The sequence below is a fragment of the Mycobacterium gordonae genome, assembly GCF_002101675.1.
Classification (GTDB): Bacteria; Actinomycetota; Actinomycetes; order Mycobacteriales; family Mycobacteriaceae; genus Mycobacterium; species Mycobacterium gordonae.
In genome coordinates this window covers 137,895-159,259 of the sequence record NZ_LQOY01000081.1, presented here as the reverse complement: position 1 = coordinate 159,259, position 21,365 = coordinate 137,895, and the positions used below count along the sequence as shown (strand labels likewise).

Sequence of the window (21,365 nt, the reverse complement as noted above, 5' to 3'; positions counted from 1 at the left end):
GTGCGTCAGAGTAATTGAGTGTGAGCGCCACCATCGGCGTAGATGATGTCACCGGTCGTCGCGGGCAGCCACTCGGACAGCAGCGCACACACCGTCTTGGCGACCGGAGTGGGATCCTTCATGTTCCAGCCGATGGGCGCGCGCTGGTCCCAGCCCTCTTCGAGCAACTGGATCTGGGCACCCGCCTCGTCGCCCAGTGCGCCGCCTACGATCGCGGCCATCGCCAGTGTCCGGATCGGCCCTGCCGCAACGAGGTTCGAGCGCACACCGTACTTGCCGGCCTCGCGCGCGACGAACCGGTTGACCGATTCCAGCGCGCTCTTGGCGACCGTCATCCAGTTGTAGGCCGGCATCGCGCGGGTGGGGTCGAAGTCCATGCCGACGATGCCGCCGCCGGGATTCATGATCGGCAGCAATGCTTTTGCCAGGGAGGCGTACGAGTAGGCCGAGATGTGGATGCCTTTGGACACGTCCTCGTAGGGTGCGTCGAAGAAGGGATTGATGCCCATCCCACTCTGCGGCATGAATCCGATGGAGTGCACGACGCCGTCGAGCTTGTTGCCCTCGCCGATGACCTCGGTCACTCGGGCGGCCAGGCTGTCGAGGTGCTCCTGGTTCTGCACGTCGAGTTCGATGAGCGGGGCTTTCTCCGGGAGCCGGTCGCAGATCCGCTGGATCAACCGCAACCGGTCGAAACCCGTCAGCACCAGCGAAGCACCTTGTTCCTGAGCGACTTTGGCGATGTGAAACGCGATCGAGGAGTCGGTGATGATCCCGGAGACCAGGATCCGTTTGCCTTCGAGCAGTCCTGCCATTGTGAAGTCCCCTTTTGCTCTCTTAGTGGCCCATGCCCATGCCGCCGTCGACCGGAATGACCGCACCCGAGATGTAACTCGCGTCCTCGGAGGCCAGGAAGCTGACCACGCCGGCCACCTCGGCGGCGGTGCCGACGCGCTTGGCAGGGATGAATTGCAGTGCACCCTCCTGGATCCGCTCGTCCAGGGCCCGGGTCATATCGGTGTCGATGTAACCCGGGGCGACCACATTCGCGGTGACGTTGACCTTGGACAGTTCGCGGGCGATCGAGCGGGCCATGCCGATCACACCGGCCTTGGAGGCCGCGTAGTTGGCCTGGTTGCCGATGCCCCAGCTGCCCGAGACCGAACCGATGTAGATCAGCCGGCCGAACTTCTTGCGCTGCATGCTGCGCGCTGCCCGCTGCGTCACCCGGAACGCCCCGGTGAGGTTGGCGTCGATGACCTTCTCGAACCGCTCTTCGGTCATCCGGATCAGGAACGCATCCGCGGAGACGCCGGCGTTGGACACCAGCACCTCAACCGGCCCCTGGTGCTCTTCGACCTCTTTGAAGGCGCGATCGACGGCGTCGTTGTCGGTCACGTCACACTCGACGGCGAACAGCCCTTCAGGCGCCCCGGAGCCGCGGTGCGTGACGGCAACCTTGTGGCCGTCGGCGGCCAACCGCTGCGCAATCGCCAGACCGATCCCCCGGTTTCCGCCGGTGACCAGGACTGAACGGGATACGAATGGGGGTCTGCCGCCGTCGGTGGCGGCCTCGCTTGTGGTGTCGGTGGCTGTGTCAGTCACCCCGTCAACCTAGCGCCTGGACGCTTTGCGACCGAAATTGGGCCTTTCTGCGGCGGGTGCGCGAGAGGAACCAGGCGGCTATCGTGGTTGCGGTTTTCCACAGCCAGGTTCCAGTCGCGCAGGTGCAGCGCGGAGATGTCGGGGTACGTCAGCACACTGCGGTCATGGCGGATCCGTTTCTTGGCAGCGAAGCCCTCGCGGCGGGGACACTGACGCCCTACCAATTGCGCAGCCGGTACGTCGCAGTACACAAGGACGTTTACGTCCCTCGTGAGCAGGAGTTGACCGCACAACTGAGGGCGAAGGCGCTGTGGTTACGCTCGCGCCGGCGTGGTGTGCTGGCGGGTTATTCGGCTTCGGCCCTGCACGGCGCCAAGTGGATCGGCGCCGATATGCCGGCCGCAATCATCGATACCAACCACCGCCGCGCGCCGGGAGTCCAGGTATGGAAAGACCGTTTGGAGCCCGACGAGATCACCGTCATCAACGGAGCGCGCGTGACGGCACCAGCCCGGACAGCCCTGGACCTGGCGAGCCGGTACCCGCTGGACTCTGCCGTCGCAGCGGTCGACGCGCTGATGCAGGCAACCTCTCTGAAACTGCCCGACATCGAAGTGATCGCCGAACGCTATCGGGGGCGCCGGGGCATCAAAGCCGCCCGGACGGTGCTGGATCTGGTCGACGGCGGCGCGCAATCCCCGAAAGAGACTTGGCTGGGACTGCTGCTCATCCGTGCCGGCTTCCCTCGTCCCCAGACGCAGATCGCCGTGCGCAACCAATGGGGTTGGGCCGAAGCCTATTTGGACATGGGGTGGGAAGACATCAGGGTCGCGGCCGAGTACGACGGCGATCACCATCTGAGTAATCGCTACCACGTCAAAAAGGACATCCGACGGCACGAGAAGATCACCCACGGCTACGGGTGGATCGTGGTGCGAGTCGTCGCGGGAGATCATCCCGCCGACATCACCGACCGCGTCAGGGAAGCGCGCGCCTCACGGGGCGCCTGATCGTCCGGTGAACCGCCGCGAGGGGAACCTCACCGCGAAATTTACGGGTGGAAATCGCAGCGAGGTTCCCCTCGCGGCGCTCGGCACAGGCGCGCTCAAGACCGGCGCGCACTGCGCAGGACCATGTCCACCGCCGCCTCGATGACGTCGTCATCCGGCACGGTGCCGAACATCAGCGAGGGGCACGCGACAACGCCGGAGAGCATCGAGATCGCCGCTTCCAGTTCCGCACCGTCGAAGGCGTCTTGCAGGATGCCCCGAATGGTCCGCTGACCCTCAGTGTTGATCTTGTTGCGGACTTCTCTCATCATGTCGTCGGTCGCCCATTGGGCCATCGCCGAGAGCACCTGATCGAGCCGGTGGTCGAGCACGGCCTGACGAAATGTCGTGAGCTCACCGATCAGGTCGGCGCGGAGGTGGCCGGTGGGCTGGTGATGCTCGACTTCACCGAGGGCCTCCAGCGCGATGGCGGCGAGATCAAACCGGGTCGGCCAGTGCTTGTAGAGGGTGGTCTTGGAGTACCCAGCGCGCTCGGCGACATGAGCGTGTGTCAGTGCGTCGGACCCCTCCCGCACCAGCACGTCGAAGGCGGTACGCGCGACGTCGGCGCGGGTCCGGATGATCCGGGCGTCCTCTCCGGTCTCACCGGCCTGGGCACCGCGGCCAGGTGTCATTGCAGCGCGTCCTTCCGGCTATCAACGGACCGATCCTGACGAAATTAGCTGATGAACGTCACATCCAGAAGCGTATTGCTCTTTCATTAATGAACTAGTAGTACATTAGTGAAGGATCTGTACTGCAAAGCCGCCGAAGTCAGAAGGTTCGCCGATGAGTCCGAAAATCGATGCCGGCACGGTGCTGGCCCGTCAGGCCGACGGGATCGACACCCGCTATCACCCGTCCGCGGCCCTGCGGCGCCAACTCAACAAGGTCTTTCCCACGCACTGGTCGTTCTTGCTCGGCGAGATCGCGTTGTACAGCTTCGTCGTGCTGCTCTTGACCGGCGTGTACCTGACCCTGTTCTTCGACCCGTCGATGAGCGAAGTCACGTACAACGGCGTCTATCAGCCATTGCGCGGCGTCGAGATGTCGCGTGCCTACGAAACGGCGTTGAACATCTCATTCGAGGTACGGGGCGGACTATTCGTGCGCCAGGTACACCACTGGGCCGCGTTGATGTTCGCCGCCTCGATCATGGTGCACATGGCGCGCGTGTTCTTTACGGGCGCGTTCCGGCGGCCCCGCGAGGCCAACTGGGTGGTCGGGTCGCTGCTGCTCATTCTGGCCATGTTCGAGGGCTTCTTCGGCTACTCGCTTCCCGACGACCTGCTCTCGGGCACCGGTCTGCGGGCGGCATTGTCGTCAATCACCTTGGGCATTCCGGTGATCGGCACCTGGCTGCACTGGGGGCTGTTCGGCGGAGACTTCCCGGGCAACATCCTGATTCCGCGGCTGTATGCCATCCACATCCTGGTCTTCCCTGGCATCATGCTGGCCCTGATCGGCGTGCACCTGGCGCTGGTGTGGTTCCAGAAGCACACCCAGTTCCCGGGTCCCCGCCGTACCGAGCACAACGTCGTCGGCGTGCGGGTGATGCCGGTTTTCGCGGTGAAGTCGGGTGCCTTCTTCGCCGCAATTGTGGGCGTGCTGGGCCTGATGGGCGGGCTGCTGCAGATCAACCCGATCTGGAACCTGGGGCCGTACAAGCCTTCTCAGGTCGCGGCCGGCTCACAACCGGACTTCTACATGATGTGGACCGACGGGCTGGTGCGGCTGTGGCCGGCGTGGGAGTTGTACATCGGCCACTACACCGTCCCGGCCGCCGTCGCCGTCGCGGTTCTGATGGGTGTCCTCTTGGGCGGCCTTGTCGCCTATCCGTTCCTGGAGAAGCGATTCACCGGTGACAACGCCCACCACAACCTGCTGCAGCGCCCCCGCGACGTACCCGTCCGCACCTCGATCGGGGCCATGGCCATCGCGTTCTACATCGTGCTGACGTTCTCGTCGTTCAACGACATCATCGCCTACCAGTTCCACATCTCGTTGAACGCGATGACGTGGATCGGCCGGATCGGCATGGTGGTGCTGCCGCCGATCGTGTATTTCGTCACCTACCGTTGGTGCATCAGCTTGCAGCGCAGCGACCGCGCCGTGCTCGAACACGGCATCGAAACCGGCATCATCAGGCGCCTGCCGCACGGCGCCTACGTCGAGCTGCACCAACCGTTGGGTGCGGTCGACGAAGCCGGTCACCCGATCGCGCTGGAATACCAGGGGACTCCGATTCCCAAGCGGATGAACAAACTCGGCCTGGGCGGACGACCCGGCCAGGGCAGCTTCCTGTTCGCCGATCCGGCGAACGAGGCGGCGGCCCTACTTGAGGCGGCACATGCCAGCGAGCAGCGCGCCCTGACGGCACTACGCGAACGCGGCAATGGCGCCGGTCAGACCAACGGGCATAAGGAAATCACGTCGGAAGGCGGCGGTTGATCAGTAGCGCGGCCAGACCGGCGATCGCCAACACCAAGGCCCCCAGCCGCAGCCAGCCCGTGCTCGCGTCACCCTTGATGGTCTCGTAGCCGATCTGCTGCTGCAGTGACGAGTAGACCGCCTTCAACTCGGCCAAAGTCGCTGCGTTGTAGGCGTTTCCGCCCGAGAGTTGCGCGACCTTCTTCAGCGTCTCGTCGTCGACGGGCACCGGCTGGCGCTGGTCGTTGATCTCGACGAAGCCGTACGGGGTGCCGAAGGAGATGGTCGAGATCGGCACGCCCTGGTCCTTGGCGGTGCGCGCGGCGGTGAAGGCGCCCTTGGGGTTGTCCGGGTTGGTCGGCATCGTCTCCTTGCCGTCGGAGAACAACACGATGCGCGCCGGCGGAGGCGTGTCGCCGCCACCGATCACGGCGCCCACCGTGGCGATCGCCTGCAGGGCGGTGAATATTCCCTCGCCGGTGGCGGTGCGGTCGGCGAACTGCAGCTTGTCCAGCGCCGCCTTGGTGGCGTCCCGGTTGGTCGTGGGCGACACCAGCACCGTCGCGGTGCCCGCGTAGGCGATCAGACCCAGGTTGATACCCGGAGTGAGCTCGTCGGCGAACTGCTTGGCGGCTTCCTGCGCGGCCACCATCCGGTTGGGCTCGACGTCGGTCGCGCGCATGGACTGCGACACGTCGATCACCAGCATCACCACCGCTCGGTTGCGCGGGATCCGCACATCTCTGGTGGGGCCCGCCATCGCAATGGTGAACAACACCAACGACGCCGCGAGCAGGATCGCCGGGATATGCCGCCACTTCGAAGGCCGTTTCGGCGCAACGCTTTCCAGCAACTCCATGTTGGCGAAACGCAGCATGCGCCGCTGCCGCGCCAGTTGCAGCACCACATACAGCGCGATCAGGCCGGCGACCACGAACAGGAACAGGAAGAACCAGGAGTGTTCGAAGCCGGACAGCGACATCGGCCCCAGCAGCGGCAACGTCATAACAGACCCGTCATGTTGTAGAAATCCGTCACCGGCGTCCCGCCATTGCCCCGCGCCGGCGGGAGGAGATGAAACGGACGATGTCGCCGATCCAGTCGCGGTCGGTGCGCAGCGTCATCACCGGCGCACCGCACCCACGAATGGTGCGGGCCACGTCCTCGCGATGTTTTGCCGCAGCCCGAGCGAAATCGGTCTGCAACTGTGCGTCGATGGTGAATTCGCGCACCGCCCCGGACTCGGCGTCCTGCAGCACCACGTCACCGATGTCGGGCAGTTCGACGTCGCGCGGGTCGAGTACCTCGATGGCCAGCACTTCGTGGCGGGCCGCGATCGCGCGAAGCGGACGCATCCAATTGATCGGGCCGAGGAAGTCGCTGATGATCACCGCCATGCCGCGACGTCGTTCCGGCCGGCGCAACGCGTCGATCGCCGCGGACAGGTCGCCGCGAACCCCGACCGGCGCCTTGGGCGTGGTCGCGATGGCGCGCAACAAGGTGTGCACATGCTCCCGGCCCGACCGCGCCGGAACCCGAATCATGTTCTCGCCGTTGGATATCAGCGCGCCAAGCCGGTTGCCACCGCCGACGTTGAGGTACGCGATCGCCGCCGCCGCCGCCACCGCGAGGTCCCGCTTCTCACACACCGAGGTGCCGAAGTCCAGGCTCGCCGACATGTCGACCACCAGCCAGGTTTCCAGCTCCCGGTCGGCGATCATCTGTCGGACGTGCGGGTGGGTGGTACGCGCGGTCACCGCCCAGTCCATCCGGCGCACGTCGTCGCCCGGCTGGTAGATCCGCGACTCCCCCGGCTCGCTGCCCGGCCCCGGAATCAGACCCAGGTGGTCACCGTGCAGGATGCCGTCCAGCTTGCGGTTGATCGTCAGCTCCAGGGTGCGCAGCGCCGCCGACAACTTCGGGTCGTCGATGGTGCCGCGCATCATCGAGGGCGGATGCGCAGGGCGCTTGCCGCCGGGACTGGGCCCTGTCACCGACCGCCCGCCGCGGCGCCTTGCATCACCGGTGCCACCGAATGTCCTTGTTGCGGAACGGCATTCACCTGTGGCAACGCGACCGTCTGCAGCACCCGGTTGATCACGGTCTCTGCGGTGATCTCGTCGGCCAGCGCGTCATAGGTGAGCACCAACCGGTGCCGAAGCACGTCCGGGATGACGTCGATGATGTCCTGCGGAATCACGTAGTCGCGCCCACGCACCAGGCCCAGCGCGCGCGCCGCGGCGATGATGCCCAGCGAGGCACGCGGTGAGGCGCCGAATGCGATCCAGGTCTTGACGTCGTTCATCCCCAGCTGTTCGGGGTGCCGGGTGGCGGTCACGATGCGGACCACGTAGTCGACCAGCGCGTGGTGGACGAAGCTGTTGGCCGCGACTCCCTGCAAACGCAGCAGATCACCGGTGTTGAGGATCTGCTTGGGCTGCGGCGGGGTGACGCCCATCCGGTAGATGATCTCGCGCTCTTCTTCGGGTGAGGGGTAGCCGACGTTGATCTTGAACAGGAAGCGGTCGCGCTGCGCCTCGGGCAGCGGGTAGACGCCCTCCTGTTCGATCGGGTTCTGCGTCGCCATCACCAGGAACGGGTTGGGCAGCGGGAACGTCTTACCGCCGATGGACACGTGGCGCTCAGCCATGACCTCGAGCAACGCGGACTGCACCTTGGCGGGCGCACGGTTGATCTCGTCGGCGAGCAGGAAGTTGACCACCACGGGGCCGAGTTCGGTGTCGAACTCCTCCTTGCCCTGCCGGTAGATGCGGGTACCGACGATGTCGGTGGGCACCAGGTCGGGAGTGAACTGGATGCGCGCGAACGTCCCGCCGACCACGCGCGCGAAGGTCTCCACAGCCAGCGTCTTGGCGACGCCGGGGACACCTTCCAGCAGGACATGCCCCTTGGCGAGCAGGCCGACCAACATCCGCTCCACCAGTTGGTCCTGGCCGACGATGATCCGCTTGACCTCGAAGATGGCCCGCTCCAGGGTGTGCACCTCGGCGGCCAGCCCATCAGCACCGCCCACTGGCGCCTCCTGGGTCGGTGGGCCCGAGTGAGCACCCTGGCCCGGGTAACCGCCACCTGCCGTTGTCATCAATAACCCTCCAGAGCTCATTCGGGACACGACTGCTGTCACGACGACTGTCGCGGGGCAGCGACGTGCCCGCGTTCAACTATTCCAGGCGTCTGGAATTCCGTCGACGTCACCGGTTCGCTATTAGACGACTCTCAGGCTCGTCCAACCGGCTCAGTACTCGATGATCCTAGTCAGATAGGGCGTCATGCCCGGCTTGCGCACCGGGCTGACGGTGACTTTGCCCGCCAGGCTGGATGCCTCCAGCATCTGACCGTTCCCCAGATACATGGTGACGTGCTGGCCGCCGTTCGGGCCGTAGAAGATGAGGTCGCCGCGTCTGGCCTCGTTCTGCGGGATGTGCCGTCCGGCGTTGTACTGGTCGCCGGAGAAGCGCGGGATCAGCACGCCGACGCCGGCGAAGGCGTAGCGCATCAGGCCCGAGCAGTCGAAGCCGGTTATGCCAGCACCGTCGTCGACGCCTTTGCTCGGACCATCCAGCGAGCCTCCGCCCCAGGAGTACGGAACGCCCATCTGGGATCCGGCCCGCCGGATCACGTGCTCGATGGCCTGCCGCCCATTGGCCCGCGGGATCCGGCTGCCGCTGGTGTTGGCTGCCGCCGGAGCCGCCGAACCGCCCAGGTTGATGCCCAACCCGGACAGGAATTGCTGCCCCAGATTGAGCGTGGTCTGGGTTGCCTGCGCGGTGGCTTGCAGCGAGGCGTTGGCGACGGCCAGTGGGTCGCCGGGAGCGCCCGCGCTGATTGCGGCAGGCAAAGTGGGATCCCACTCACCCGGCTCGGCCGAAGCCGGGGCCGGAGCGGCCACAGCGATCAACAGCCCGGCCACCAACGCGGTGACCCAGACCAGGGAGAAACGAAATCGCTTGTGACGCATGAAACCTCGTTAATACTCGATGTAGCGGATCACGAAGGGCGTCATACCGCTGGTGCGCACCGGCGCGGTACGCACCTTCAAACCGATGTCGGGAGCCTCAAGCATCTGGCCGTTGCCGAGGTAGATCGTCACGTGCTGGCTACCGCCGGGGCCGTAGAAGATGACGTCACCGCGGCGCATCTGGGCGGTCGGGATCTTGCGGCCCAGGTTGTACTGCGAACCGGAGTAGTGCGGCAGCTTGATGCCCACTCCGGCAAACGAGTAGAGCACTAGCCCTGAACAGTCGAAACCGGTGATGCCGGCGCCGGAGTCGATCCCTTTGCTGGGACCCGCGGCGTTGCCACCGCCCCAGGAGTAGGGCACGCCGATCTGCGACATGCCGCGGCGGATGACGTATTCGGAGGCCTGCCGGCCGTAGACCCGCGGGATGCGGCCCGAGGTAGCCGCCGTCGGCGCGTTGGTGATGCCGGTGTCGGTGGGCTTGAGGATGCCGAGCTGCTGCAAAAAGTTGCGCCCCATCTGGGCGGTGACCTGCGCCGACGTTGCCGAGTAGCCCAGCACCTGGTTGACGACGGCGACCGGGTCGCCCGGGATGTTGGCGCTGGGCACTTGCGGCAGCGTGGGGTCCCAGCCGTCCCAGCGACGGCCACCGCCGGGTCCGCCGGCCGGGTCCCACATGCCGGACGGCGGCGTGCCCTGCCCGCCGGCCGCGTGCCATGCGACGAGTTGTGCGGCCTGCAGTTTGGCTTCGGCCTGCTCACGCTCGGCGGCCACGCGATTGACCTCTTCGCGCTGCTCGTCGAACTTGCGCCGGGTGTCATCCAGCGCCGCTACCGCCGCATCCTGGCTGGATTTGGCGTCGGCGGCGGCTTTGTCGGCCTTCTGCTTGGCTTGACGCGCGACGGATTCCTTGTTGACCTGCTCGGTGCGAGCCCGCTGCAACCTGGCCATCACCGCCTGCGAACTCGTAGACATGGTCTGGGCGGCCGACGCTGCCGCGATCATGTCCTCGGGGCTGCGGGCAGTCAGGAGGCCGTCCGACGGACCATTCATATTAGGTGGCCGCCGCGAAAGTGTTGAACCGCTGCTGCGCCGCCGCGATGGCCGCATTCGCGTCCTTGACCGACTGCTGGCTGATTTCGAGTTCCCGCCCGGCGACTTCGGCCTGTTCCCGGGCCTCCTCGACCGCCACCAGCGCCTTGTTGACGCCCTCCTGCTCCATCTCGACCGCATTGGCCAGGTCTTCCAGACGCTGGCTGGCTTTGGCGACGTTGGCGATCAGCACCGCCATCGAGTCAGCCGCCGGGTCGGCCCCGGCCACTCCGAGCTCGGGCGTTCCGAACAGCAGCGCGACGCTGAGCACCGTCGGCACTACCAGCCTGGCGGCGGTTCGCGATGCAGAGCCCGGGTCTGTCCGTCTCATGCGACTGAGGTCTCCTATGGGCTAAATCGGGTGTACGACGCGGGTTTTCGGGAAAAGTGCGATAGGTATCACAAGCATCAATCGCACCGTACGTCACAGCTGTCGCTAAAGAAACGCAAGTCACAAATTGCACTCTGGAAGTGCGTTTACTGTGACCGAACAGTGACCTGGAGGGTTTGCCGGGATTAGTGGCAGACGTGTCGTATCAACGCCGGCTAATAGATCAGAGCCTGGTTAAGTGCCCTGGTCATCGTCGCTCGGCGCAACTTCGCTCGATGAAGCCGACGTTGCTGGCTGGCGGTTACCCAGCTGCATCAACCGGGTGCCGACGGCCGCGGCGAACACGCCGATCAGCAAAACAATCGTCAACGCCGTCCAGGGGAACTCGGGCGTGTTGAGTTCGTTGAGAAAGTTCTGCGCGGACTGCACGGGATTGCCGGTCTTCGAGTGGTCCTCACCCGCTTCGAGGGTGACCCGTGGGTAGTGGCTGCTGTAGCTGCCGACGTAGCTCGGACTGAGGACCAGCACCGTGGAGTCCGGGTAGTCGGCGCCGACGACGGTCGCGATATCCCGCAGCGGTGTGTCATTGGGTGGGTTGTGGTCGAGCAGCACGATCTTGAGATTGATGCCGTCTCCACGCGCCTGGCTGACCACTTCCTGCAGACCCGGTTCGACGTTCGGCGTGGCGGCGACGCCGTCGGCGGCAACCTGGGCTTTGATCGAGTTGATGTCGACGTCCTGCGGGATGTATTCGGGCAGGAACGGGATCGTCTGCGGCAAGTAGGTCATCGTCGTCGCTCCTCCCACGGTGCTAGGAGCACCGTACCGGCTCGGTTTCTGGCGGTCGCGCCCCCCGCGCCGCGACACTGCGACCAGGCACACAACACGCCGCCAGCGGTGTGCCTGTGTTCAGTTTCAATGAACAGGGCAGCCACCCTTTCGTCCGGAACCGCACTGGACAAGACTGGGAACTAGGGGCAGCCCCCCGCATTGCAGGACAAGCGTACTGTTAAAGTTGCACCGCACCGTCGACACGGCCCGTCGGCGGCGAGAACTTAATCTTCGGGAGTTGATGTGAGCAGCAAGAATTCGTTCGGAGCCCGCGACACACTCAAGGTCGGCGACAACAGCTACGAGATTTACCGCCTCGACGCCGTTGAAGGCACCAAAAAACTCCCCTATAGCTTGAAGGTCCTCGCCGAGAACCTGCTCCGCACCGAGGACGGCGCCAACATCACCAAAGAGCACATCGAGGCGATCGCCAACTGGGACCCCGACGCCGACCCGAGCATCGAGATTCAATTCACTCCCGCCCGGGTGGTCATGCAGGACTTCACCGGTGTCCCGTGCATCGTCGACCTGGCCACCATGCGCGAGGCCGTCGAAGATTTGGGCGGAGACCCGGAGAAGGTGAACCCGCTGGCGCCGGCCGAGCTGGTGATCGACCACTCGGTGATCCTCGACGTGTTCGGCCGCGCGGACGCCTTCGAGCGCAACGTCGAACTGGAGTACGAGCGCAACGGCGAGCGCTACCAGTTCCTGCGTTGGGGCCAAGGCGCTTTCGACGACTTCAAAGTGGTGCCGCCGGGCACCGGCATCGTGCACCAGGTCAACATCGAATACCTGGCGCGCACGGTCATGGTCCGTGATGGGGTCGCCTACCCGGACACCTGTGTGGGCACCGACAGCCACACCACGATGGTCAACGGACTCGGCGTGCTGGGCTGGGGCGTCGGCGGCATCGAGGCCGAGGCCGCAATGCTGGGCCAGCCGGTGTCCATGCTGATTCCGCGCGTCGTCGGCTTCAAGCTGACCGGTGAGATCAAGCCCGGCGTCACCGCCACCGACGTCGTGCTCACCGTGACCGACATGCTGCGCAAGCACGGCGTGGTCGGCAAGTTCGTCGAGTTCTACGGCAACGGTGTGGCCGAGGTGCCGCTGGCCAACCGCGCCACGCTGGGCAACATGAGCCCGGAATTCGGTTCCACCGCAGCCATTTTCCCGATCGATGACGAGACCATCAAGTACCTGACCCTGACCGGCCGCTCCGAGGAACAGCTCGCACTGGTCGAGGCCTATGCCAAGGCGCAGGGCATGTGGCACGACCCGGACCACGAGCCGAAGTACTCCGAGTACCTGGAGCTCGACCTGTCCACGGTGGTGCCCTCGATCGCCGGGCCGAAGCGGCCGCAGGACCGAATCGCCTTGTCCGAGGCCAAGGTTGCCTTCCGTAAGGACATTCACAACTATGTCGAGGAGAACCACCCCGCTCCGGAGACCAAACTCGACGAAGCAGTCGAGGAATCGTTCCCGGCCAGCGACTCGGTGACGCTGTCCTTTGCCGACGACGGCGCCGGCGAAGCGGTTCCCTCCGCCGCCAACGGTCACTCGGGCCGGCCGTCCAAGCCCATCGACGTGAAATCCGACGAGCGCGGCGAATTCGTGCTCGACCACGGCGCCGTCGTCGTCGCGGGCATCACGTCGTGCACCAACACCTCCAACCCGTCGGTGATGCTCGGCGCCGCCCTACTGGCTCGCAACGCCGTCGAGAAGGGCCTGACCTCCAAGCCGTGGGTGAAGACCAACATGGCGCCCGGTTCGCAGGTGGTGACCGACTACTACAACAAGGCCGGCCTGTGGCCCTACCTGGAGAAGCTGGGCTTCTACCTGGGCGGCTACGGGTGCACCACGTGCATCGGCAACACCGGTCCGCTCCCCGACGAGATCTCGGCGGCGATCAACGACAACGACCTGTCGGTGACCGCGGTGCTCTCGGGTAACCGAAACTTCGAGGGCCGCATCTCCCCCGACGTGAAGATGAACTACCTGGCCTCACCGCCGCTGGTCATCGCCTACGCCATCGCCGGGACCATGGATTTCGACTTCGAGAACGACCCACTCGGACAAGACAACGATGGCAACGATGTTTTCCTCAAGGACATCTGGCCCACCACCCAGGAGATCGAGGAGACGATCGCCTCCTCGATCAACCGCGACATGTTCGCCGAGTCCTACGCCGACGTCTTCAAGGGTGACGACCGCTGGCGGTCGCTGCCCACGCCGGAAGGCAACACCTTCGAGTGGGCCGAGGACTCGACCTACGTGCGCAAGGCGCCGTACTTCGACGGCATGCCCGCCGAGCCGGAGCCCGTCAAGGACATCAAGGGCGCCAGAGTTCTTGCGCTGCTGGGTGATTCAGTGACCACCGACCACATCTCGCCCGCCGGGGCCATCAAGAAGGGCACCCCGGCCGCGCAGTACCTCGAGGAACACGGGGTGCAGCCCAAGGACTTCAACTCCCTGGGCTCGCGCCGCGGCAACCACGAGGTGATGATCCGCGGGACGTTCGCCAACATCCGGTTGAAGAACCAGCTGCTTGACGACGTGTCCGGCGGCTACACCCGTGACTTCACCCAGGAGGGCGGTCCGCAGGCGTTCATCTTCGACGCGGCGCAAAACTATGCGGCTCAGAAGATTCCGCTGGTAGTGCTGGGCGGCAAGGAATATGGATCCGGCTCGTCGCGGGACTGGGCGGCCAAGGGCACTCTGCTGCTGGGCGTGCGTGCGGTGATCACCGAATCGTTCGAGCGCATCCACCGGTCCAACCTGATCGGCATGGGCGTCATCCCACTGCAGTTCCCTGAAGGCGAATCGGCCAAGTCGCTGAAGCTCGACGGCACCGAGACCTACGACATCACCGGCATCGAGGCGCTCAACGAGGGCAAGACGCCGAAGACCGTCAAGGTGACCGCCACCAAGGAGGATGGCAGCAAGGTCGAGTTCGATGCGGTGGTCCGCATCGACACACCCGGTGAGGCGGACTACTACCGCAACGGCGGCATCCTGCAGTACGTGCTGCGCAACATGCTCAAGTCCGGCAAGTCCGGCTAACCGAGCGCCCGCGCCCGCCAGTGCCGAAGGTCAGCGAGGACCATCTGGAGGCTCGGCGCCGTCAGATTCTCGACGGTGCACGCCGCTGTTTCGCCGAGTACGGCTACGACCAAGCCACCGTGCGACGGCTGGAGCAGGCGATCGGGATGTCGCGCGGGGCGATCTTCCACCACTACCGGGACAAGGACGCCCTGTTCTTCGCGCTCGCGCGCGAAGACACCCAGCGGATGGCGGAGGTCGCGTCGCGCTCCGGACTCATCCAGGTGATGCGCGACATGCTGGCCGCGCCCGAGCAGTTCGACTGGCTGGCCACCCGGCTTGAGATCGCCCGCAAGCTGCGTCACGATCCGGAGTTCAGTCGCGGCTGGGCGGAGCGTTCGTCGGACCTGGCCGCGGCGACCACCGAACGGCTGCACCGACAGAAGCAGGCCGGGCGGATACGCGACGACGTACCGGCCGACGTGTTGCAGTGCTACCTGGACCTCGTGCTGGACGGCCTGGTGGCCCGGTTGGCCTCCGGCGAGGATCCGCAGCGCCTGGCCGCGGTGCTGGATCTGGTGGAAAACTCGGTGCGCACGCCGGCTGCGCCGCAGGCATAGCGGTCCACTGCAAGGGCTGGACGGCAGGTGATCTGGCCGGCGAGTTCGCAATATGGGCGAATCCTTGCGGGCATTCGTTGCCGCACCCCATAATCGTCCTGCTGGGGCTTGCTGGGCACGAATCCTCCTCGTTGGACTGCCCATCCGTCATCCCCGATTACAAATCAATCGGGAGGGCTCGAATGAACGATGACGCGACCGCCGATGCCGCCTCGTGCCGCTACCAGTATCCCGAACTTGTATTCGATCTCGAAGCATGGAGTGAAGATAATTGGGAGTGGTTCGACCCTGCCCACGCCCACTCTTTGTTATGGCCGGATCGCGCGTACAAACCCGATCTAGATATATTGATTGCGGGTAGCGACTGCAACCAAGCCGCTGTTTTCGCCTTCACCAACAGAGCCGCGAAAGTGGTGGCGGTCGGTGCCAGCAAGCCGGCGCTGGAACATCTAGAAGTTCTGAAAGACAAGTATTCGCTCAGCAACCTTGAGCTCCCTCAACTTTCGATAGACGAGGTGTCAGCGTTAGGGCTTGATTTTGACCTCATTGTGGCGACCGGCGCCTTGCAATCGCTCGCCGACCCGGCAGCGGGGATGAAAGCGCTGGGCGCTTGCTTGCGCAGGAATGGCGCGATGGGCGTAATGCTTCCCGCAAAGCACGGCCGCATGGGCATCGAAATGTTGCAGACGGCGTTTCGCGACCTGAACTTGGGCGAGGACGATGCATCGATCCAGATGGTCAGGGAGGTGATCTCGGCGCTACCGATGGAACATCCCGTCCATAACTACTTCAAGATCGCGCCGGTCTCGGCGCAGTCCGATGCCGCCCTGGCAGCAACTTTTCTGCGTGGCCCGGAGCGGACGTACAGCGTCGATGAGTGTCTGGATCTTGTTGCGTCAGCCGGATTGGTATTCCAGGGATGGTTCCTGAACGCGCCGTACTACCCGCACGACTGGTTCTTGCCCGGAAGCCCTCTCGATCAAGCGCTGAGCGGGTTGCCCGAGACCAAGCTGTGGTCCGTGGTAGAGAATCTTCACGTATTGAATGCCTCACATTTTTTCATGGCGTGTCGACCCGATCGGCCGGAAGAGTCGTACACGATCGATTTTTCGACGAGTAAGTGCATGGATTATACGCCGAAAATGAGAATGCTCAGTGGGATCGAAGGTCAGGAAATCTATCGGCCGAATTGGCGTACCACAGTAACGCCTTCTCAATTGCTTTTCCTTTACTTCGTCAACGGCCGTCGCACTATTCGGGAGATTGCCGACAGTGTGGCGAAAAGCGGCGAGTCGCTTCAGGTCAGCAACCTCGAGGAATTCGGCCGCAGGCTATTTGAATCGCTGTGGCGCCTCGACTTCGCTGCAATGACGCTCAAAGGAGAAGCCGGTTAGGAAGGATTGACCCTTTCGGTCGAGGCGTAGCGCCCGCCCGTGTTCCTACCTTCCATCCCCGAGGGATTATTTCGACAACCACCGAGGAGTGCTTAGGTGCTCCAAAGCCTCCCGGCGGGATTTTTGTCCTGCAGGCGACGGGGCATGAGCCAACCCCGACCCTCGGATTCACCTCAAAACAGAACCTAAGGTATTTCAGTTCGCTTGACTCCAAACTCCGAGTCATTGGGCCGCATAATCCGCCCTGGCTTTTTCTCTACTGAACGCGGCTAGGTCCAGCACCTCTTGCGGTAATTTGCTCCCATGCGTTTCGCGGTCGCGATCGTGTCGCCGCCTGATCATCATGACATCAGCGGCGGAGCTTTCAACGAGGTCGCCGAGGCTTTGCACCATGGCCTTTTGGCGCTCGGCCACGACTCGGTGCTGACAAACCGCCTCGACCTCGACGAGCGTCGCACCATCGTGCTCGGTGGGAATCTGCTCGTCCAGTACGCCTTGGAGCCGCCAAAGAACGCCATTTTCTACAACCTCGAGCAGTTGGGTGCCGACTTGCCCTGGATGACGATGCCTGAATTCGTCGACCTTTTCCGCCGCTACCCGACCTGGGACTACAGTCAAGCCAACATCGACTACCTCGCCGCTATGGGACTGCCCCGGCCCGCCTACGCGCCGATCGGATACGTTCCCGAGTTGACGCGGATCGCCCCCGCCCGCGAAGACATCGACGTACTGTTCTACGGCGCGCTCAACGGACGCCGTTACGCCGTGCTGCGGGACTTGCGCGATCGCGGTCTTCGTGTCAAATGGCTATCGGGGGTCTATGGAGCCGGCCGCGATGGCTGGATCGCACGCTCGAAGATCGTCGTCAATATCCACTACTGGTCAGCGAAAATCTTTGAAATCACTCGTGTTTCGTATCTGCTTGCCAATAGGCGGGCGGTGGTTTCCGAACGTGGCGCCGATCCGGCGTTGGAGCGCGACTTGGAGCCGGGCATCGCGTTCGCAGACTACGACGGACTGGTCGATCGGTGTGTGGAACTCCTGGGCGACGAATGCGCGCGGCGCGAGCTTGCCGAGCGCGGCTACCAGGTTTTCTCCGCTCGCGACCAGACCGCGATCCTGGACCGTGCGTTGTCGAGCAGCCCCGAGGGTGTCACCCGCAAGACCACTGCGCGGGATGATCCTTGCAGCGAGGTGCGCCGCGGAGTCGAAGACCGCAGCGCAAATCTCAGCGACCGCAGACTTTTCACCTACAACCTGTTCAAGCACAAGTCTGCGCAGGAGCGCGACTGGTTGCTGGCCCAGGTCAGACGCAACCCCGGGGATGCGCGATCGGTCTTCTTCCTAGCCGAGACCTGCTTCCGCATGCAGGATTTCGAGAATGCACGCCGGTGGTACGCGCGGCGGGTTGAGATGGGTGGCTGCGATGAGGAGGTCTACTGGGCCATGTACCGGCTCGCGGAGTCGGCCCAGAAACTCGGTACGCCTTGGCCAGACTGTGAAGATGCCTACCTGAGCGCCTGGCACTTTCGACCGACCCGCGCCGAGGCGTTGCATGCCGTCGCCGCGGCGTACCACGCCATGCAGCGCTACCGGGTCGGCTACCTAATTGCCAAGCGCGCGGCCGAAATCCCACTTCCCGAAGAGGACCTTTTCATCCGCGGAGAGATCGAACAGGTATACGCCTGGCGCGCAACCGATGAGCAGGCGGTGTGCGCATCCTGGATCGGTATGCACGATGAGGCGTTTACGCTGTGTCGCCGCCTGCTGGCCCGAACGGATCTCCCCGATCCTGATCGGCAACGGATTGCGGCTAACCGCGATTTTTCGGTGCCGGCCATGCTTGAGGCGGCCGCACCGTACCCCGAAGCGCTGGTGGCGTCGCTGCCCGCCGGACCCGGCAAGGCCGAGGTCACGGTCAGCCTGCTCGCCGGGCCGGACCGCCAGACCACCGAGCAGACCCTCAACTCGTTCTTGACCTGCTGCCTAGATGTGTCGCGGATCGGGCGCTTCCTGGTGCTCGACACCGGCCTGTCCGCGCCCGACCGCGCCAAGCTGCGGAAACGGTACGCGTTCCTTGAATTCGCCCGTCGCAGATCTGGCGACAAGCCCGCGACCCAACTCGAGGCGCTGCGCGCTCACATCCACGGGCGGTTCTGGCTCCACCTGGGCGACGGCTGGCGGTTTTTCGCCCCCGAAAACCTCATTACCCGCCTGACCGCGGTGCTCCGCGCCGAACCACAGGTGTTTCAGGCGGGCGTCAACTTCGAAGATGCGATCAAACTCACCGGCGCCAGCGCACCAGAGACTGCGGTCCGCCGGACACCCGACGCCGGCCGCTACCTGCTCACCGATGTAATGGCCAGCGGCCCAGCGATGTTCGACACCGCACGCTTCGACCGAGCCCGCGGTGTGCAGGGCAGCTGTCCCGATGCGACCGCCCGACGTAGGCGACGCGCCGCCACCACCAGGCCGCGCACCGCCACCCTCGACGAAGTGCTCTGCGTTTCAGGTCTGGCCCTCTAGTGACAGCCACCCGAAACCGCGACGGCCGCGGATATCCGAGACTCTCGGTCGTATGTGCGAGGGAACGGGACTCGCGGTGACACCGAAACGGATATCAACGAACCCGCCCAAGCTGAGTGTGGTGACGACCACCCACAACCAAGAAGCTTTCGTGCGTCAAGCTTTCGAAAGCTTTGTCGCACAGCAGATTGATTTTCCGATGGAGATCATCGTCGCCGACGACGCCTCGACCGATGCCACTCCGACGATCATCCAGGAGTATGCCGATCGCTACCCGGACCTGTTCCGGCCGATCCTTCGGCGCAAGAACCTTGGGCTCAACAGGAACCTTGTCGACGCCCTGTCAAGGGCCCGCGGCACCTACATCGCCCTGTGTGAGGGAGACGACTACTGGATCGATCCGCTGAAGCTGAGCAAACAGGTCGCGTTCCTCGACCGGCATCCAGGGACAACCGTGTGTTTCCATCCCGTGCGCGTGATCTGGGAAGACGGCCCGGCCGACGACCAAGAATTCCCGCCTGTCAGCTGGCGCCAGGACTTAAGGTTGGATGCCTTAATCAAGCGGAACTTCATCCAGACCAACTCGGTTATGTACCGCCGCCTTCCGCATTACCGGGGCATCCCGGCCGATGTCATGCCTCTGGACCACTATCTTCACGTGCGCCATGCATTCCACGGCAACATCGGGATGCTTTCGGAGACGATGGCCGTCTACCGCCGCCACTCGCAAGGCATGTGGAACACCCGGGTCTTAGACCCTAAGAAGTTCTGGCTGCTGCTAGGTGGCGGGCATGCGGCGACGTACGACGCGATGATCGAGCTGGCCGCAGGGGACCCCGCGCGCGAGGAGGTCATCGGCGAAATGGCTGACTGGGTTTTCAGTGAAATCGGAAATGTTCCGGGCCCAGAGGGTCGCGCCGCGCTCCTGCGCTCCATCGCGCAGCACCCCCGGTGTGCGATGCTGGCCCTGCAGCACCGATGGGCGAACGACCTCCATCGGTTGTTGTCTAAGGTCGAAGGCGATCCCGACGACGGGCGGGCGGTCTTGCATCTAGCCCAACGTTATTTCGAATTGGGCGATTTCCCCAACGCGCGCAAATGGTATTCGCGCCGGGTTGAGATGGGTGGCTGCGACGAAGAGATCTACTGCGCGATGTATCGGCTTTCGGAGTCGATGGCGAATCTCGGCGAACCATGGCCAGACGTTGAGGACGCCTACCTGAAGGCCTGGCAGATCCGACCGACCCGCGCGGAACCGCTGCACGCCATCGCCTTTCGGTGTCGCGTCGAGCAGCGCTACAAGTTCGCGTACCTGTTTGCCGAGCGCGCCGCCAAAATCCCGCTCCCTGAAGAGGACAGAATATGTGTCAGCGCAGACGTCTACGCTTGGCGCGCAACGGATGAGCAGGCGGTGTGCGCATCCTGGATCGGCAGGCACGCCGAGGCGTTCACGCTGTATCGACGCCTGCTGACCCGTCCCGATCTCCCCGAGCCGGATCGGAAACGGATTGCGGCCAACCGCGACCTGTTGGTGCCGGCCATGCTTGAGGCGGCCGCACCGTACCCGCAAGCTTTGGTGCAGTCTTTGGCCGCCGGCCCGGGTGAGGCCGAGGTCACCGTGAGCCTGCTCGCTGGGCCGGACCGCCAGACCACCGAGCAGACCCTCAACTCGTTCTTGACCTGCTGCCTCGATGTCTCGCGGGTCGGGCGCTTCCTGGTGCTCGACACCGGCCTGTCCGCCCCCGACCGCTCCAGGCTGCGGAAACGGTACGCGTTCCTTGAGTTCGCCCGTCGCAGATCTGGTGACAAGCCCGCCGCCAAACTCGCGCAGCTGCGCGCTCAGATCCACGGGCGGTTCTGGCTCCACCTGGGCGATGGCTGGCGGTTTTTTGCCCCCGAAAACCTCATTACCCGCCTGACCGCGGTGCTCGACGCCGAACCACAGGTGTTTCAGGTGGGCATCAACTTCGAGGATGCGATCAAACTGAGTGGCGCCAGCGCAGCAGAGGAGGCGGTGCGCCGGACACCCGACGCCGGCCGCTACCTGCTCACCGATGTAATGGCCAGCGGCCCAGCGATGTTCGACACCGCACGCCTGGACCGAGCCCGCAATGTGCAACACCGCGAGCTGGATCCGCCCGCGCAACGCGGCCGGCGGGCCACCGACACCGGGCAACGCACCGCCAGCCTCGACGAAGTGCTCTGCATTTCAGGCCCGTACCTTTAGATCTACCGGGGGTTCGCCCCGACCTGGCCGCGCAACCCGCTCGCCGGCGCCACTTCAGCCTGGTGGAAGAAGACCCGCAAACTGGTCAATCGCGTCTATCGGTATGTGTCGTTGCCGATCCCATATCTGTCTAGATCGTCTATGGCGGAACGGCTTAGGCCGCATTGAGTCGCGCGCGCGCCTATCGCAGCGGACGTCGCGGATGGACGCGGGTGCTTCCGGGTGGACCACAATTCCGCGAC

The 21,365-nt window shown here is 64.6% G+C and carries 14 protein-coding genes and 2 pseudogenes; 7 read left to right on the top strand and 9 right to left on the bottom strand.

Annotated elements, in window-relative coordinates; genetic code table 11:
• Window positions 1–5: 5 nt before the first annotated feature.
• The gene (inhA, locus tag AWC08_RS13725; protein ID WP_065134351.1) at window positions 6–815 is read right to left on the bottom strand and encodes an NADH-dependent enoyl-ACP reductase InhA; all 810 of its coding nucleotides are present in this window, start codon (window positions 813–815) and stop codon (window positions 6–8) included.
• 22 nt (window positions 816–837) lie between these two features.
• A complete protein-coding gene (gene fabG1, locus AWC08_RS13720) occupies window positions 838–1,605 on the bottom strand; it encodes a 3-oxoacyl-ACP reductase FabG1 (RefSeq protein WP_065134350.1) in 768 nt (255 codons plus the stop codon).
• A gap of 164 nt (window positions 1,606–1,769) precedes the next feature.
• On the opposite strand from fabG1, the gene AWC08_RS13715 reads away from it, so the two are divergent.
• Window positions 1,770–2,615, top strand: a complete 846-nt coding sequence (locus AWC08_RS13715) for a hypothetical protein (protein WP_065134361.1) — start codon at window positions 1,770–1,772, stop codon at window positions 2,613–2,615.
• A gap of 95 nt (window positions 2,616–2,710) precedes the next feature.
• Here the strand turns inward: AWC08_RS13715 and AWC08_RS13710 are convergent, their stop codons facing one another.
• Window positions 2,711–3,289, bottom strand: a complete 579-nt coding sequence (locus tag AWC08_RS13710) for a TetR/AcrR family transcriptional regulator (RefSeq protein WP_065134349.1) — start codon at window positions 3,287–3,289, stop codon at window positions 2,711–2,713.
• Window positions 3,290–3,443: 154 nt separating this feature from the next.
• Between AWC08_RS13710 and qcrB the strand changes: the two genes are divergently transcribed.
• The gene (qcrB, locus tag AWC08_RS13705) at window positions 3,444–5,105 is read left to right on the top strand and encodes a cytochrome bc1 complex cytochrome b subunit (RefSeq protein WP_069432931.1); all 1,662 of its coding nucleotides are present in this window, start codon (window positions 3,444–3,446) and stop codon (window positions 5,103–5,105) included.
• On the opposite strand, the gene AWC08_RS13700 is transcribed toward qcrB, so the two are convergent.
• The 6 genes and pseudogenes from AWC08_RS13700 to AWC08_RS13675 all read right to left on the bottom strand — a co-directional run bounded on the left by AWC08_RS13700 (window position 5,083) and on the right by AWC08_RS13675 (window position 11,275).
• Window positions 5,083–6,090 carry a VWA domain-containing protein gene (locus tag AWC08_RS13700; protein WP_065134347.1) on the bottom strand — a complete coding sequence of 336 codons (1,008 nt, stop codon included), beginning with the start codon at window positions 6,088–6,090 and terminating at the stop codon, window positions 5,083–5,085. The genes qcrB and AWC08_RS13700 overlap by 23 nt on opposite strands.
• A 28-nt stretch (window positions 6,091–6,118) precedes the next feature.
• Window positions 6,119–7,030 (bottom strand): DUF58 domain-containing protein, encoded by a 912-nt coding sequence (locus tag AWC08_RS13695; RefSeq protein WP_065134346.1) that lies wholly within the window; start codon window positions 7,028–7,030, stop codon window positions 6,119–6,121.
• Window positions 7,031–7,074: 44 nt separating this feature from the next.
• Entirely contained in the window at window positions 7,075–8,187 is a 1,113-nt protein-coding gene (gene moxR1, locus AWC08_RS13690) for a chaperone MoxR1 (protein WP_065134345.1), read from the bottom strand.
• A 153-nt stretch (window positions 8,188–8,340) separates the two neighbouring features.
• Window positions 8,341–9,063 (bottom strand): NlpC/P60 family peptidoglycan endopeptidase RipB, encoded by a 723-nt coding sequence (gene ripB, locus AWC08_RS13685; RefSeq protein ID WP_069432930.1) that lies wholly within the window; start codon window positions 9,061–9,063, stop codon window positions 8,341–8,343.
• A gap of 9 nt (window positions 9,064–9,072) precedes the next feature.
• Window positions 9,073–10,486, bottom strand: a pseudogene (ripA, locus tag AWC08_RS13680) (NlpC/P60 family peptidoglycan endopeptidase RipA).
• 234 nt (window positions 10,487–10,720) lie between these two features.
• Complete coding sequence (locus tag AWC08_RS13675) at window positions 10,721–11,275, bottom strand: Rv1476 family membrane protein (RefSeq protein ID WP_069432929.1); 555 nt, start codon at window positions 11,273–11,275, stop codon at window positions 10,721–10,723.
• A 285-nt stretch (window positions 11,276–11,560) separates the two neighbouring features.
• Between AWC08_RS13675 and acnA the strand changes: the two genes are divergently transcribed.
• The 5 genes and pseudogenes from acnA to AWC08_RS38210 all read left to right on the top strand — a co-directional run.
• The gene (acnA, locus tag AWC08_RS13670) at window positions 11,561–14,377 is read left to right on the top strand and encodes an aconitate hydratase AcnA (protein WP_065136143.1); all 2,817 of its coding nucleotides are present in this window, start codon (window positions 11,561–11,563) and stop codon (window positions 14,375–14,377) included.
• A 20-nt stretch (window positions 14,378–14,397) separates the two neighbouring features.
• Window positions 14,398–14,976: a TetR/AcrR family transcriptional regulator gene (locus AWC08_RS13665; RefSeq protein ID WP_065136144.1), complete on the top strand. Its 579-nt coding sequence runs from the start codon at window positions 14,398–14,400 to the stop codon at window positions 14,974–14,976.
• 182 nt (window positions 14,977–15,158) lie between these two features.
• A complete protein-coding gene (locus AWC08_RS13660; RefSeq protein WP_065136145.1) occupies window positions 15,159–16,370 on the top strand; it encodes a class I SAM-dependent methyltransferase in 1,212 nt (403 codons plus the stop codon).
• 303 nt (window positions 16,371–16,673) lie between these two features.
• Entirely contained in the window at window positions 16,674–18,896 is a 2,223-nt protein-coding gene (locus AWC08_RS13655; protein WP_069432928.1) for a CgeB family protein, read from the top strand.
• A 52-nt stretch (window positions 18,897–18,948) separates the two neighbouring features.
• A pseudogene (locus AWC08_RS38210) lies at window positions 18,949–19,899 on the top strand (glycosyltransferase); the annotation flags it as partial.
• Window positions 19,900–21,365 lie beyond the last annotated feature (1,466 nt).